13 protein-coding genes are annotated in these 15,310 nt (G+C 64.0%); 10 read left to right on the top strand and 3 right to left on the bottom strand.

All coding sequences use genetic code 11. The features are described from left to right. The first annotated feature begins 256 nt into the window (after positions 1-256). From A7A08_RS09115 to A7A08_RS09085, 7 genes are all read left to right on the top strand, one after another. On the top strand, positions 257-1,618 hold the full coding sequence (locus A7A08_RS09115; protein ID WP_069095183.1) for a sensor histidine kinase: 1,362 nt from the start codon (positions 257-259) through the stop codon (positions 1,616-1,618). Positions 1,619-1,953: 335 nt separating this feature from the next. Beyond that, a complete protein-coding gene (locus A7A08_RS09110) occupies positions 1,954-2,964 on the top strand; it encodes a Fe(3+) ABC transporter substrate-binding protein (RefSeq protein ID WP_069095314.1) in 1,011 nt (336 codons plus the stop codon). Between the two features lie 11 nt (positions 2,965-2,975). Continuing rightward, positions 2,976-3,512 carry a hypothetical protein gene (locus tag A7A08_RS09105; protein ID WP_069095182.1) on the top strand — a complete coding sequence of 179 codons (537 nt, stop codon included), beginning with the start codon at positions 2,976-2,978 and terminating at the stop codon, positions 3,510-3,512. Positions 3,513-3,544: 32 nt separating this feature from the next. Beyond that, on the top strand, positions 3,545-5,200 hold the full coding sequence (locus A7A08_RS09100) for an ABC transporter permease (protein WP_069095313.1): 1,656 nt from the start codon (positions 3,545-3,547) through the stop codon (positions 5,198-5,200). 138 nt (positions 5,201-5,338) lie between these two features. Continuing rightward, on the top strand, positions 5,339-6,583 hold the full coding sequence (locus A7A08_RS15965; RefSeq protein WP_069095181.1) for an AsmA family protein: 1,245 nt from the start codon (positions 5,339-5,341) through the stop codon (positions 6,581-6,583). Then, entirely contained in the window at positions 6,580-7,230 is a 651-nt protein-coding gene (locus A7A08_RS09090) for an AsmA-like C-terminal region-containing protein (protein ID WP_069095180.1), read from the top strand. Before A7A08_RS15965 ends, A7A08_RS09090 begins: the two co-directional genes overlap by 4 nt. Positions 7,231-7,268: 38 nt before the next feature. Next, positions 7,269-8,381 (top strand): extracellular solute-binding protein, encoded by a 1,113-nt coding sequence (locus A7A08_RS09085; protein ID WP_083226618.1) that lies wholly within the window; start codon positions 7,269-7,271, stop codon positions 8,379-8,381. A gap of 673 nt (positions 8,382-9,054) precedes the next feature. Here the strand turns inward: A7A08_RS09085 and bcsS are convergent. Next, entirely contained in the window at positions 9,055-9,735 is a 681-nt protein-coding gene (gene bcsS, locus A7A08_RS09075; RefSeq protein WP_169822973.1) for a cellulose biosynthesis protein BcsS, read from the bottom strand. Positions 9,736-10,053: 318 nt separating this feature from the next. Between bcsS and A7A08_RS09070 the strand changes: the two genes are divergently transcribed. Beyond that, positions 10,054-11,067, top strand: coding sequence for a ligase-associated DNA damage response exonuclease (locus A7A08_RS09070; RefSeq protein WP_069095176.1), 1,014 nt, complete (start codon positions 10,054-10,056; stop codon positions 11,065-11,067). After that, positions 11,064-12,653 (top strand): cisplatin damage response ATP-dependent DNA ligase, encoded by a 1,590-nt coding sequence (locus A7A08_RS09065; protein WP_069095175.1) that lies wholly within the window; start codon positions 11,064-11,066, stop codon positions 12,651-12,653. The genes A7A08_RS09070 and A7A08_RS09065 overlap by 4 nt, the downstream gene beginning before the upstream one ends. A 45-nt stretch (positions 12,654-12,698) precedes the next feature. On the opposite strand, the gene A7A08_RS09060 is transcribed toward A7A08_RS09065, so the two are convergent. Then, positions 12,699-13,433, bottom strand: coding sequence for a class I SAM-dependent methyltransferase (locus A7A08_RS09060; protein WP_069095174.1), 735 nt, complete (start codon positions 13,431-13,433; stop codon positions 12,699-12,701). A 303-nt stretch (positions 13,434-13,736) separates the two neighbouring features. On the opposite strand from A7A08_RS09060, the gene A7A08_RS09055 reads away from it, so the two are divergent. Further along, entirely contained in the window at positions 13,737-14,483 is a 747-nt protein-coding gene (locus A7A08_RS09055; RefSeq protein ID WP_069095173.1) for a phasin family protein, read from the top strand. Between the two features lie 84 nt (positions 14,484-14,567). Here A7A08_RS09055 and A7A08_RS09050 read toward each other — a convergent pair whose 3' ends face one another. After that, positions 14,568-15,302, bottom strand: a complete 735-nt coding sequence (locus tag A7A08_RS09050; protein ID WP_069095172.1) for a proteasome-type protease — start codon at positions 15,300-15,302, stop codon at positions 14,568-14,570. Positions 15,303-15,310: the final 8 nt, after the last annotated feature.

Here is a 15,310-nt window from a genome sequence, read left to right as displayed (position 1 = left end):
GGCCGTATCGCTTATCCTGCAGTTATATTGCACTGCAATATATATTGCTGCAATGCGGTGCAGACAAGACGACAACGCGAATGACCTTTTGGAAGGTCCCTTTGGACAGGGATGGAACCCCACAAGACTTTACTAAATTTAGTGGTAGACTGGATCCCGGTGTCCAATGCTTGAGGTACGAGAGTAGGGAAGACGAGTAAGCATCCCCCGGCCGGTCGCTTTGCCAAGCGATAAGATTTTTTGAGCGGTCGGTGCGATGGTCACGCGGACGATGCATAAATCCCTTCACCAGCAGAGCGATGAGCTCGATGAGGACCGCAAGGCGCTCGAGCACATCGCACGAGCCCTGAGCCAGCAGGCGGCCCATGCCGTCCCCACGGCTCGGCCGCGGCAGGAGAGCGAGATGCCTGCAGGGGCGTTAGCAAGCGACACGTTGGTTGCTCTGATCGACGCCCTCCCCTCGGCCATCGCCCTTCTGGGAGAGGGCGAGCTTCTGCATGGCAACCTGCCCTTTGCGCACGCTTTCGGTTATCGCCGCATCGAGGAATTGCTCGAGGCCGGGGGGCTGAACGTCATCCTGCCGGCCGGGTTGGCAAATGCCGAGCCTTTGCCGGCGCCCAAGGGCGAACATGCCTCCCGCCTGCAGGTTGAGGCCAGGACCTCGGGGCATCGTCATCTCAAGATCACGGTCGAACTCGTGCCGCTGCAGGCCGACCCGCCCCTGCAGATGCTCCGGCTGATCGATCCGTCGTCGCTGCAGAACGCTGCCGATGTCGATGCGCCGGCCCCGCCTGCGCCCGAAGCTCCGCCCTCCAGCCCCACGGAAGAGAACGTCAACGGGGCGGAAGTCGACGCCATCCCGGCGGAAAGCCCAGAGGACGAAGCGCTTTCGCCTGCCGTGGCGTCGGCAGCCCAGCAGTTCAACTTCCTAGCCAAGGTCAGCCACGAGGTGCGCACGCCGCTGAATTCGATCCTCGGCTTCACGGAGCTGATGATCGGCGAGAAGCTCGGTGCGATCGAGAACCCACGCTACAAGGGGTATATCGAGGACATCCACCAGAGCGGGCGATACGCGTTGAGCCTGCTCAACGACCTGCTGGACCTTTCCAAGATCGAGGCCGGCGAGTTCGAGCTCGACTTCACCGCGGTGGATCTCGCCGAGCTGGTGGACGAGTGCCTGCACATCCTGCAGCCCATGGCGAAGCGGGAGCGGATCCTGCTGCGGGTATCGCTCGATCCGGACGTTCCCTCGGTGATCGCCGATCCGCGCCGGCTCAAGCAGATCCTGCTGAACCTGCTCTCCAACGCGATCAAGTTCACCCGCGAAGGCGGCCAGGTCATCCTTTCGGCCAGCAAGACGCCGGCGGGCGGCGTACGCATCCGCGTGCGCGATACGGGCGTCGGCATGACGGCGGACGAGATCCAGCTCGCCATGCAACCCTTCCAGCAGCTCGACACGACCCCCCGCAAGCAGAACGGCACCGGGCTGGGGCTTCCGTTGACGAAGGCTCTCGCCGAGGCCAATCGGGCCCGCTTCATGCTGACAAGCGAGTCCGGAGTGGGCACGTCGGCGGACGTTATCTTTCCTGCCGACCGGGTGGCGGAGCGGCGCGACTGATCGCCAAGCGCGCCCGGAATCGGGCGTGCGAGCGGTGTTTAGAAGCCCTCTAATGGTGTTTAGAAGCCCTCTAATGTTGTGCTGGAGGCCGCTTTGACGTTGACCTCGGCGACGATTCAGATTTAATCGGAAACTTATAGTCATATTTTGCCGCTCGGGCCCGGTGTGCCGGTTTCGTGGGCGGCAAATCCGATATCGGGGCCTTGAACCCCGTCTATTGGAGGAAGGTCATGAAACGCGCAATCGCGCGCGCAGCTCCGCCGCTTCGCGGCCTGCGCGCTAGCCGATGGGCCTGGGTCCATGGCGCCGCAGCAGCTGTCGCATTCGCCATCGCCATGCCGGCTGCTCATGCTGCCGAAGATCATGCCGCTGAAGATCAAGGTGGCGAGGTCAATGTCTATTCCTATCGCCAGCCGGAGCTGATCGAGCCGCTCTTCGAGCGCTTCACCGAAGAGACCGGCATCGACGTCAATGTCGTGTTTTCCGGCAAGGGGCTGATCGAGCGCATCAAGCAGCTCGGCCCCGCAGCCCAAGCCGATCTTCTGCTCACGGTCGATATCGGCAATCTCGACCAAGCGGTCGCGGAGGGCATCGCCGCGCCGGTGACCACCGAGACATTGGAAGAGGCAGTTCCCTCGGAGTACCGGGCCGAGGACGGCAGCTGGTGGGGCCTGACCCGCCGGGCGCGTGTGGTCTATGCCTCGAAAGACCGGGTGGATCAGGATGCGATCACCTATGAGGAGCTCGCCGAGCCGAAGTGGAAGAACAGGATCTGCATCCGCTCCGGGCAGCATGTCTACAACGTCGCCCTCGTCGCCTCGATGATCGCCCGTCACGGCGAAGAGGAGACGAAAACGTGGCTGGAAGGCGTGAAAGCCAATCTGGCGCGGAAGCCCGCCGGAAACGACCGGCTGCAGGTGAAGGGCGTCTATGCCGGCGAGTGCGACGTGGCCATCGGCAACACCTATTACATGGGCGTGATGGCGACCAACGAGGAGGAGCCGGAGCAGAAGGAGTGGGCCGACTCGGTCGAGATCCTGTTCCCCAACTCCGAGGGCCGCGGCACCCATGTGAACCTGTCGGGCGCCGTGATCGTGAAGGATGCGCCGCACAAAGAAAATGCCATCAAGCTTCTCGAATTCCTGGCATCCGAGGAAGGCCAGGCGCTCTACGCAGAGATGAACCACGAATACCCGGTTCGCGAGGGCGTGCGGTGGTCGGAGCTGGTGCAGTCCTGGGGCGACTTCGAAGCGGACGATCTTTCCCTGCAGGAGATCGCCGAACATCGAGAGCGCGCCAGCGAGCTGATCGACGAGGTCAATTTCGACGACGGGCCAAGTTCCTAGGGGTACCAAGGATGAGCTACTACAACACAATCGACGGCAAGGGCCTGCAGGCGGCAGGCCAGGTGCAGATCCCCCAGCGCGAAGGCGCTGAATGGCTCGTCGGAGTCGGCTTCCGGTGCTGGCTGGCCGGCTACGACACGGGCGACATCGCCTGTTGGGAGACCGGCTGGAACGAATATAACCGGGCGCTGGGACCGGAGCGCGCAAAGCGCGCAGTAACCGAACTCGCCTGCTGGGTCCGGGCGCTGCGTGGCTGCGCTTCCCGCAAGATCGAATATTATCCGTATGGCTGCGCCGGGTTCTGCGCGGACGAGTGCATGGCCATGTCCCTCATCGCGGCCTCACAGCATCATCGCTGTCCGGCCATGCAGGCCTGCGCCCTGGCCCTGACGGGCTCGGACCTCGTCGATCCGGTCATCGAAGCGGCCAACGCCTTTGCCGATGTGCTGCAGGAGGCCGATCAACGGCTCAACCCCGACGCCGTGACGGCCCTGTCGGCGATCTCGCGCAACGCGGCACCTGTCGCGAGCGTGGCAGGCCGGGGCTGACGGGCCCGTCCCATCCCGTTTTGCGCCTTTCGGTGCTGGCCGTCATCGCGATCGCGGTGACGCCGATCCTTGCTGTGCTGACGGTGGCCGTGACCGGGGACACCGGGAAAAGCGTCTGGCCGCATCTCGCCGCCCATGTGCTCCCAGCGGCCGTGGAGACGACGCTGATCCTGATGATGGGGGTCGCGTGTCTCACCCTGACCATCGGCGCAGGCGCCGCATGGCTCGTCACCATGTTCCGCTTCCCCGGCAGCGGCTTCCTCACCTGGGCACTTCTGCTACCGCTGGCGGTGCCAACCTATATCGTCGCCTTCTGCTATCTAGAGCTGTTCGACTATTCCGGCCTGATCCAGACGGCTCTAAGGGCGGGCTTCGGCTGGCAGGATGCGGGCGACTATTGGTTCCCGGATATCCGGTCCCTGCCCGGCGCGATCGTCCTGATGAGCGCGGTGCTCTACCCGTACGTCTATCTCACCGCACGGGTCAGCTTTCAGCAGCAGTCGGTGGAGATGTTGGAGGTCAGCCGGACACTCGGCCATGGCCCGGCCGCAACCTTCTGGCGGATCGCTCTCCCGCTTGCCCGGCCGGCACTGGCCGCGGGCGTCGCGCTCGCGCTCATGGAGACCGTGAACGATATCGGCGCCGTGGAATTCCTGGGCGTCCGTACCCTTACCGTCGCGGTCTACGATACCTGGCTCTCCCGCAACAGCTTGAGCGGCGCCGCGCAGCTCGCATCCGTCATGCTGCTTTTCGTGCTGGCTTTGATCCTGTTGGAGCGGGGCATGCGTCTCGGCCGCCGGTTCCACGCTCTGGGCGGGAGCCACCGGCCGACCGTGCGAGCGCAACTGACCGGCTGGCGCGGTGCGGCAGCCTCGATCTTCTGCTTCGCACCGGTGGTGCTCGGGTTCGGCCTGCCGGCCTTCATCCTGCTCCGCTCCGCCATCGCCTATCTCGACACGGCCGTCGATCGAAATTTCATCGATGCCGCCGGCCACAGCCTCTTCCTGTCTTGTGTCGCGGCGGCGCTCGGGTTGGGCTTCGCGCTGGTGCTGTCCTACGGTCGCCGGACGCTGGAGTCCCGCACGCTCCGGGTCGCGGCCCTGGTGCCAGCGCTTGCCTATGCGGTACCGGGCACGGTGCTCGCCATCGGCCTGCTCGCGCCCCTTGGCGCTCTCGACCGGCAGATCATGGCGACGGGACGCTGGCTTACCGGCGATGCGGTCATGCCGTTCTTCACCGGCACTGCGGCGGCGTTGGTGCTCGCCTATAGCATCCGCTTCCTCGCCGCCGCCTTCGGTGCGGTGGAGACGGGATTTTCGAAGATCTCGAAGAATATGGATGCCGCGAGCCGAAGCCTCGGCGCGAGCGCGCGAGCCACCTTCTGGCGCATCCAGCTGCCTCTGCTGCGGCCTGCGCTCGCGGCCGCCGCCCTGCTCGTCTTCGTGGAGTCCATGAAGGAGCTGCCGGCGACCCTTCTCCTGCGACCCTTCAATTTCGAGACCCTGGCCACCCATGTGTTCGCCCTCGCCTCGCTCTATCGCTACGAAGAGGCGGGGCTGGCGGCGCTGGTGATCGTGGTGGCCAGCCTGCTCCCAGTACTCCTCCTCCATCGGGTGATCGTGGCCCGCCCAATCGGCGGCGACATCGCGCCTGTGGACAAGTCCGCGCTTCCCGCGAGCCTCGCCTAGACTTTGCAGCCCTGGCGCGTAGACCGCTTCATAATTCGCCCGGCCAGGCTCGCTATTGCGCGCCCATCCGGGTTACAAGCATTGTGAATGTGGTGTTTTTTGCCCGCTTAGGGTCGAGCCAAGTTGGAGTGAAGCGATATGAAGCCGCGGCAGCTGCCATGGAAACGGCTTCTCCTCGTTCTGGTTGGACTCTGCCTGATCGGGATTGGCTTGCTGCCTTGGCTGATCGGCGACACATCGGCGTTCGGCGACCGGATCACGAAGAAGCTTGAAAGCTGGAGCGGCGCCGAGGTCACCCTTATAGGCCCTGTCGAGCTGCACTATTTTCCGCGTCTCTCCATCACAAGCGGCATCAAGATCCGTAATCCGAAAAGCTCGACGCTCCCCTCGGAGCTGACATGCGACAAGGCCCGGATATCGCTCAGTCTGCCCCACCTCATCCTGGGGCACCTGGTCATCCAGACCATCAATCTGGAGACTCCCGACATCACCTATGCCCAGGCGAGCGAGCCCAAGCCGAATGGCTGGCATCGTGCAGAGGCCGGGCTGATCAAGCTGCTCGGGCGGCGACCCTTCCAAGTGCTCCGAATGACCGACGCCACGGTGAGGTTCGAAAGCCCCACGGCGACATCCCGGATCGAGGCGCTGACATTGAAGCTCGATCTCGGCGATGGCAGCGCCCATACGGACGGCTATGGCTCTTTCGTCTGGAAGGGGGAAAGGGTTCGTTTCACCTACGCGACGGGTCTCGATGCCGAAACCATCCGCACGGCCGCCTCCACGAGCCCTTCGCCCATCAACGTAACCGTCGAGTCTACGCCCTTCTCCGCGACCCTCGACGGGGTGAGCCAGTTCGACCACGGGTTCAGCATGGAAGGCAACATGAGCGCTTCGATCAGCGACCTGCGCGACTTTCTGCGCTGGGTGGATCTCGCCGATCTGGACGGTCCGGGGCTCGAGAACATCTCGATCTCGGGGCCATTCCGGTTCAGCGAGGGGACGCTAATCTTCGAAGATGGCCGCTACGCGATCGACGGCAACACGGCGAGCGGGCTGCTTGCGCTTAGCCTTGCACGGCCGCGGCCGCGGGTGGAGGCAACCCTGGCCTTCGACACGCTGTCTCTCGATCCCTATCTCGGACCGGCGGAGGACGCGGTGGCGACGGCGGGCGAGGAGATTGCCGCGGCTCCGGACGAGAGCCCTGCTGAGGGCAGGAAAGCCTCGAGCGAGCCGGCGGCGGTTGAGCCGGCGCGGCCAATCTTCGACTGGCCCCTGGTGAAGCTCGCCGACGCCGATCTTCGTTTCTCCGCCAACACGATTTCGGCACGCGATCTTCGCTTTTCCGGCGGGGCTTTCACCATCGGCGCACAGGACGCACGGTGATCGGCGATATCGCAGATCTGGAGCTCTGTGACGGGCTGGCCAGCGCCCGCTTCACCATCGATCTCACCGCGCCGACACGGAATGTGGACGTCGCCGCCCGGCTCGAGCAGGTCGACGTCTCCCCCTGCCTGCAGCTCCTCTCCATGCAGTTGCCCGTCCAGGGCCGCGCCAACCTGAAGGGCGAGTTCAAGACATCGGGTCAAAGCTGGAGCGATTTCCTGGCGCAGGTGAGCGGCAATGTGCTGATCGACGCGAATAATGGCAGCTTGCCCGTCGACGTCGGGTCGCTTATGTCGGAAGACGTGCCGATCGAGACGGTGGGCTGGGCTTCTTCCCCCGTGACGAGCTTCGGCAGTTTGAACACGAGCTGCCGCGTCGCCGCGGCGCAGATCTGGTGCCAGAGGTTTTCCATGGAAACGCCGCAGGGTCCTGTCTCCGGCTCGGGCAAGATCGACATCGCGAGCAGCAGCCTTGATTGGGAGCTGATGCTTCCGACGGTGCTCACTTCGCGCGATGCGCCCGCCCCTGCCCCGGGCTTGCGGAAGGTGACCCTGCGCGGGCCTGCCGATGCCCCCATCATCAGCCGCGATACGGGCGTGCCTCAGCCGGACCTGCCCGCGGCGCCTCAGCCGATTACACCGAATTGACCCGCCCGATCTCACAACACCGGGCGGGACGTTGGCGCATGCTCGCCGGAGCCCTGGCCGCTCTCTCAGCTTCAACCTTGCTGATGGGACAGGCTCCGGCGGTGCAGGTGACCGAAGCTCCGTTGACCGTGGTCACATGGGACGGCGCTTACGAAGAGTCCCAACGCCTCGCCTATTTCGCACCCTTCACGAAGGAAACCGGCATCCCCATCACGCCGGACACCTATGACGGCAGCCTGAAGGCGATCAAGAAAGCGATTGCCGAGAGCGGTTCAGCGGATGTGATCGACGTGTCTTCGGGCGTACTGCGCACACTCTGCGACCAGAAGCTTCTCGCCCCGTTTGACGTGGCCAAGCTGCCGCCCCCCGCACGGGGCGAAGGCGACGCGGCGACCGACCCGGACACCTCCGCACCGGTGACCACGGCGTCGACTCCCGCACAGGCGGATTTCATCGACGACGCTGTTTCGACTTGCGGTGTTGCGAGCGTGGCCTGGGCGGCGACGGTCGTGTTCGATAAGACAGGCTTCGAAAAGAACCCGCCGGGCAAGGCCGCGGATTTCTTCGATACGAAAGCCTATCCGGGCAAGCGCGCGCTGCCCAAGGGACCGCGCTACACGCTCGAGCTGGCGTTGATCGCCGACGGCGTCGCGCCGGCCGACGTCTATTCCACATTGGCGACGCCGGACGGGCAGGCCCGCGCCTTCGATGCGCTGAACAAGATCCGCTCGGATATCGTCTGGTGGTCGAATCCGGCCACCCCCTTGCGGCTGATCCGGAAGGGCAAGGCCGCCATGGGCATCGCTTATACGGGGCGGATCTTCCGCAATGCCGTGGAAGCGCCGGCCCAGATCGGCATTCTCTGGGATGGGCAGGTCTACGATCTGGACCATTGGGCGATCCCCAAAACGTCGCACCGCAAGGCGGAGGCGGCGGAATTCATCGCTTTTGCAAGCAAGCCCGAGAGGCTGGCGGCCCATGCGGCGTTGACCGCCTATGGTCCGGCGCGCCCCTCGGCCATTCCCCTGGTCGGCACGCATCCCGTGATCGGCGTCGACATGAAGCGCTTCCTGCCCACCGCGCCGAAGAACTTCAAAACGGCGCTGCATTTCGATCAGCTGGTGGGACGAGCACGGCGAAGAGCTGGATGAGCGCTTCGAAGCGTGGCGGCAGGGCCGCAGTGTGTCTTCCACCGACGCCGGATCGAACGAAAGCGACCCCGGCACCCCATGACGACGGCATGAATTATCCGCGATGCCGCATCTTGCCTGTCACTGAACCGCAACAGAGTTGCCCTGCCTCCGCCAGGCCCCATTCGGAGGGCGCATCGCTCGTCTGCCGCTAGCGAAGCTGTCGGCACTGCCCGCCATCGCCGCAAGCGATGTTTGACCGCACCGCTCTACCTCTCTGATGAGTTTGTGGAATCCTTCTTCGCCTCCAGCGCGCTCCATCTGGGGTCGCTCAGCGCTCTCATTTCCGGCGACTCGCATAACGATCCGATCGCCCGGGACAGCCTCCCCGGACGACAGGAGCGTCACGGAGACAAAATGCATTCGGCCATGATCGAGGCATTTGCGTTGGGGCGAACGTTGCGTCATTTTGATCTTCAGAGAGCGCGGCTGCATTCGAGATGTGCGAGCCTGCCTCTCAGAAATCGTGAGACCAAAGAGGGCTGGGGCCGCCTAGATCAGCCAGATCGGTTCGCTCTGACGGTCCTTTAGGCGAAGAAGCGCACTGCCGAAGCGGGGTCGGCAGTGCGTTTCTCTTTTAGGGCCTACGCAATTCAGGCCGCCGCGCCACCAGCCTCACTCCGGCTCCGACCTTTCAGAAATTCCGGTAGACATTGAGGGCGACGTAACCGCTGCCCCGGCTTTCGAGGTAATCGCCCGTGACGCCGCCGGAGAGTGTGAGCTGAGTCTTCAGGACCTCGAGCCGCACGAAAGCGCCGCCCCGGCCGCCATCATATTCGCGATTGCCGAGAGGCCCGCCTTCCAGACCCAAGGTGAGCTTCGGCGTGTAGCGATATCCGTAGCGCGCCAGACCCCAGTATTCGTCGAACGCGCTGCCGTAGGACGCATCGACGGAGACGAAGCTCCGGGGCGAGACGTCGAACCAGGTCTCGGCTTGGAGCCTGACGCCGGACGCGTCGCCCTGCACCGAATTGCCGGGATCGTAGGGCGAGATAAGCTGTTCCTGGTATTCGCCACCGGCGAAAAGCTTCACGGTCATGCGGCCGCGCTGCATTTGGTAGCCGAGCAGGCCGGTGACGAAGCCGTGGCGGCCGTCATAAAGGGTGGCACCGCTCTCGTAATCGTAGCGTCCTAACCCACCCACCACGCGGGCACGCCATCCGGGACGCCAGAGGCTCTTGCCGAAGGCGGTGCCGGCGCCGAGATAGGTGCTGGCCGCGTTGCCTGAGATATCGACGCCGGTGAAGGTTTCCTGGGTCGGCTCGCGTTCGGTGGTCTCGGACTCGGCCCGAGCGGACCAAGGGGCGAAGATCATGGTGGCTATCACGAGAGGAGCGAAGCAAGACCCCCAGCTCACGATCGTTGAGGGCTGGGTCCAAGGCCGATCTTGCTCTGCGCGGCAGGTTTTAAGCTGCCGCTTCCTCATAACGCCACGCCCACAACGAACGCTCCCCCATACCCGAGCGTTACTATGGGCAAGCAACCCTGAGGTGGCTATGGGGATTCGCACAACCGAGCAAGATTAACGGCCAGAAATACACTCTCCGGTTGTGTTTATAGTTTTTATGCTCGCGATGATTACTGTTGTTCTTTCTACGTTCCCACCTATCTAAGTCCTCACATGCAGCGCCGAATGCAACCCAAAGTCTTCGATAGCTGGCTGGCGGTCGACCGGAAGGGCCTCTACTGCCGGCCCGGCGGATTCCATATCGATCCCCACGGACCGGCCGAGAAGGCAATCGTGACCCACGCCCATGCCGACCATGCCCGGCCCGGCCTCGGGGCGGCGCTCGCGACGGAAGAAACCCTCGCCATCATGAAGGCGCGGCTGGGCGAAGGTGCGCCGCGCTCGCCCCAGATCCTGGCCTATGGCGAGGTTCTGAAGATCGGCGACGTCAACGTCTGGCTGGCACCGGCTGGGCACGTGCTTGGCAGTGCTCAGGTGGTCATCGAGTGGGAGGGCGTCAGGGCGGTGGTCTCCGGCGACTACAAGCGCCAGGCCGACCCGACCTGCGCCCCGTTTGAGCTCGTGCCGTGCGACCTGTTCGTGACCGAGGCCACCTTCGCACTCCCGGTTTTCCGCCACGGTGATCCGGCCGACGAGATCGGCAAGCTGCTCCGCTCGGTCGAGCAGTTCCCGGAGCGCACCCATGCGGTCGGCGCCTACGGGCTCGGCAAGACCCAGCGAGTGATCAAGCTCTTGCGCGAGGCCGGCTACGACCGGCCGATCTGGCTTCATGGCGCCTTGCAGGAGACTTGCGCCACCTACGAGCGGTTCGGGATCGATCTCGGCGATCTCAGGCCCGCCACAGGCGAGAAGCGGGAGACCATGCGCGGCGAGATCGTGCTGGCGCCGCCCTCAGCCATCACGGATCGCTGGTCACGCCGCCTGCCCGATCCGGTCACCGCCTTCGCGTCGGGGTGGATGCGGGTGCGGGCCCGCGCCCGGCAGCGGGGCGTAGAGCTTCCCATCGTGCTCTCCGATCATGCGGATTGGGACGAGCTGGTGCAGACCATCGACGAGACAGGCGCGGACGAGATCTGGGTGACCCACGGCCAGGAAGACGCTCTCCTTCATCACATCCATATGCGCGGCAAACGCGGGCGCGCGCTCCGGCTGATCGGCTTCGAGGAGGAAGACCAGTGAGAGGCTTCGCCACGCTGCTCGACCGCCTCGCCTATACGCCGGCGCGAAACGATAAGCTCCGGCTTATGGCGGATTACTTCGCCGCCACGCCCGATCCGGAGCGGGGCTGGGCGCTGGCGGTTCTGACCGGTAGCCTTTCGCTCCGCCTGCCCTTCCGGCGGATCATGACGGAGATGATCGAGGGCCGGATCGATCCGGTGCTGTTCAAGCTCTCGCGCGACTATGTGGGCGATACGGCAGAGACTCTCGCACTGCTCTGGCCTGGGCCGGAGGCAGACGCCCAAACTGAACCGCCACCGCTTGAGACCATCGTCGAAGAGCTTTCCCAAGCCAATGCGGGTGAGGCGGCGGATCTTGTTTCCGCCTGGCTCGACCGGCTGGATGCCGTTGAGCGCTGGGCGCTTCTGAAGTTGATCACTGGCGCGCTTCGCGTCGGCGTGTCGGCGCGGCTTGCCAAGACGGCGCTCGCCGAATGGTCGGGGCAGAAGCTCGATGACATTGAGGAAGTGTGGCATGGGCTCGCCCCGCCCTATCCCCAACTCTTCGGCTGGCTGGCTGGGGAGGCGCCGAAGCCCAATGTCGAGGAGATGCCCATCTTCCGTCCGCTGATGCTGAGCCACGCCATCGAGGACGACGAGCTGGATGCAATCGCCGCGGACGCGTTCCAAGCCGAGTGGAAATGGGACGGGATTCGGGTGCAGCTTTCGACCATGGCCGGCGAGCACCGGCTATTCTCGCGGACGGGCGATGACATCTCCGGCGCCTTCCCGGACGTGTTCGAGGGATTGCCGGAGAACTGCGTGCTGGATGGCGAGCTGCTGGTGATGCGCGAGGGAGAAGTCCAGCCCTTCAACGACCTGCAGCAGCGGCTGAACCGGAAGACCGTGACCGCCAACATGCTGAAGACCTATCCGGCCCATATCCGCCTCTACGACATTCTCTATGACGACGGCGAAGACGTGCGGGCGCTGTCCCTGGAAGAGCGGCGGACGCGGCTCGAAGCCTGGTACGCGCGTCACGGGCCGGCGCGGGCCGATCTCTCCGAGACGCTGGAGTTCGACGACATCGCCGAGTTGAAACAGCTCTGGGAAAACGCCCGGGAGACCGGCATCGAAGGGTTGATGCTGAAGCGGCGGGCGAGCCCTTACCTCTCGGGGCGACCTAAGGGTCATTGGTACAAGTGGAAGCGCGCCCCGCTGACCCTGGACGCCGTTGTGATGTACGCCCAGCGGGGCAGCGGCAAACGTTCGTCCTATTACTCGGATTATACGTTCGGCGCCTGGCGTCCGTCAGACGATGGCGGCGAGGAGCTGGTGCCGGTGGGCAAATCCTATTTCGGCTTCACCGATGCGGAGCTGCAGGAGCTGGACCGCTGGGTGCGCAATCACACGGTCGACCGGTTCGGTCCCGTGCGGCAGGTCGAGCCGAAGCTCGTCTTCGAGGTGGCGTTCGATTCCGTGCATCCTTCGACGCGGCACAAATCGGGCGTCGCCATGCGGTTTCCCCGTGTGCACCGCATCCGGTGGGACAAGCCGGCGGACGAGGCGGACCGGCTCGAAACGCTGGTCAAGATGATCGAGGGGTAGGACGATGTCGGAGCGTCGCTCCGCGTGCTTCGGGAAGGATAGCCCTCAGACGTCGTAGCGGTAGATGGAATAGAAATCCGTGCGGTCGTGGAAGATTTCCGTGGCCTTCGCAAAGCCCGCCTCGCGGCCCAGGGCAAGCCAAGTCTCCGCCGTCTCGGGCAGATCGCACTGGGTGACATGGTTGCTGATCTGCCGCCATTCCTCATCCGTCAGGAATGTCCAAGCCGGGCGATTGACCGTCCCGAAGCGCTCCAGATAGCCGTCGCGTGTCTCGCCCTCTTTCAGGGTCGGCTCGTAGATCATTACGAAGCGGTCGGTCGTCTTGCGGAGCGCGGTGAGGAGATCGCGCTTCCGGTCGGTTTTGAGATGATGGATGGACAGGCCGCACCAGGCGATATCGGCAGGGTCGGGCCGGCGCTCGACCATCTCGACATAGTCACCGTGATCGAGATCGACCTGGAAAGGGCAATCCTCGAGATTCCTTGCAGCAAGCTCCAGGGCAGGCTCGGAAAGATCGATGCCGTGATAGTGGCTGACCTTCGTGTCCGCCAACACGTGCTTGATCTCGCCCGCATCGCCGCAGGCGATATCGAGGATGCTGAAGGATGTCTCGACGGTCCGGAGCGCGGCATGCAGTTGGGCCGCCACCTCGCGATGGGAGAGCGCATCGGAATCGACGAGCTTCTGATAGGTGCGCCACTGCTTCTGAAACTGTTCCATGGCCTGCGCGTCGTCGATCTCCGCCGCGGGCGCAAATTCGTGGATCGCAACCTTGACCATGGGCGTTCTCCTATTGAAGCCGGGCCCGGTCTAGCGGACATGTCCTAAGGTCTTGTTAGCACTAGCGTCAAAGAGGTCGCGACGGACCCCGGCGGGCGAGAGGTTGGAAAGACTTTTGTTCTAGCCTTCGCGATCGGTGGAAATTGGGTCTCACCGAAGACCCGATGAGCGCCGGTTTGGATGACGCCGTGAACGACGACATCGGACCGACAAGGAACTGCAATAGATCCGTTGTCATTGACCCGTCGAGGGACGGGCTGGCGCGCAGCCAAGGTCCTGTCGACGGTTTCGAGGGATGTGCATATGCTGTCTCTGATGATTAGGAGCTTTGTTTGGGCCGCCTGGTGGCCGGCAAGCACCTGGCTGCTCGCCATGGAGAAGGCGACCGCTCGGGCGAGCGACGCCTTTGCCGAACGGGCGCCCGATGCGGACAGCCCGAAGCGTCCGGCCGCCTATACCGCGGCCGACTTCACAGGAGAGGCGCGGCCGACCGCATCGACGACAGCGAAATCGGAGGAAACGTCGGATTCGGACCCCAGCATCGGGGTCGGGACCGAGAACGAAGCAAGGAAGGACGATATGGCGAACGATACATTCAACAAGATGGAAATGCCTGGCTCCGTGCGGGACCTGATGAAGATGGGAATCGAGCAGGCCCGCTACGCGTTCGAGAATTTCGCAACGACCAGCGAGCAGGCCATGCGGACCTTCGAAGCGAATGCCGGTCCCATGGGCGACAGCATGCGCAGCCTGAACGACAAGATCTCCCAGATCACCCGGGCGAACGCGGAGGCCAATTTCGCGCTCGCCATGAAGCTCGCCGAGGCCAACGACTTTCAGCAGGCCCTTTCGATCCAGACGGAGCACGTGAAGCACCAGATGGATAATTTCGGCAAGCAGATCGAAGAGATTCGCGAGATGGCGTCCAAGGCCATCCAGGAAGCCCAGAAGAACGCGGCCTCCGGCTTCAATCAGAACAAGGGTTTCGGCTCCGGCGGGTCCGGCCCGGTCGGTGGCCCCGGCACGTTCATGCCCGGCGGCGGCAACTAGCCCGCGCTGATCGCAATTGACCGGCCGGCGTGATTCTTCGCGCCGGCCACAAAGCCAAGCTGGCTCAGGGAAGCTTGAAGCCGGTCAGTAATCCCAGTCGGGCTGGGCGCTGATCTGATTGAAGGCCTCCAGAATCGCGCTACCCCATTTCTCGTGAATCGTCTGGAGATAGGGGTCGCCCTCATCCAGCCGGTCCACGAAGACCTTCTCCATGCTGTCCCGGCGATAGAGCAGGATGTCGATGGGCGGACCGACAGAGACGTTGGAACGCATGGTCGAATCGAAAGAGATGAGCGCGCATTTCACGGCGTCGCCGAGAGAGGATTCCGGGGTCAGGATGCGGTCGAGGATGGGCTTGCCGTATTTCACCTCGCCGATCTGGAAATAGACCGTGTCGCCCATGGCCTCGATGAAGTTGCCGGCGTTGTAGATCAGGAAGAGGCGCAGGCGGCCGCCCTTGATCTGGCCGGTCAGGATGATCGAAGCGCTGTAGTCGACCGCCTCCATCATGTAGCCGTCATCGACCTTGTGCATCTCCCGGATGGCCTTGCCGATGATGCGCGCGGCGCCGAACATGGATTCGGTCGCCCACAGATCCTTATCGGGATCGCCGCTATAGAGCCACTCATCGACGAGGCTCAGCACGCCCTGGGTGAGGGAGAGGTTGCCGGCCGTGGTCAGCGCGAAGAAGCGCTCTCCCGCCTGCTGATAGATATGCATCTTCTTGAAGGTAGAGACGCGGTCGATGCCCGCGTTGGTACGGGAATCGGACGCGAGCACGACGCCTTCGTTCAAAAGGATGCCGACGCAGTATGTCACTGCCTTGC

It is taken from the genome of Methyloligella halotolerans, from assembly GCF_001708935.1.
Lineage (GTDB): Bacteria > Pseudomonadota > Alphaproteobacteria > Rhizobiales > Methyloligellaceae > Methyloligella > Methyloligella halotolerans.
Note: the sequence above shows the minus strand (reverse complement) of the source record. Positions and strands in the feature narration are given on the sequence as shown.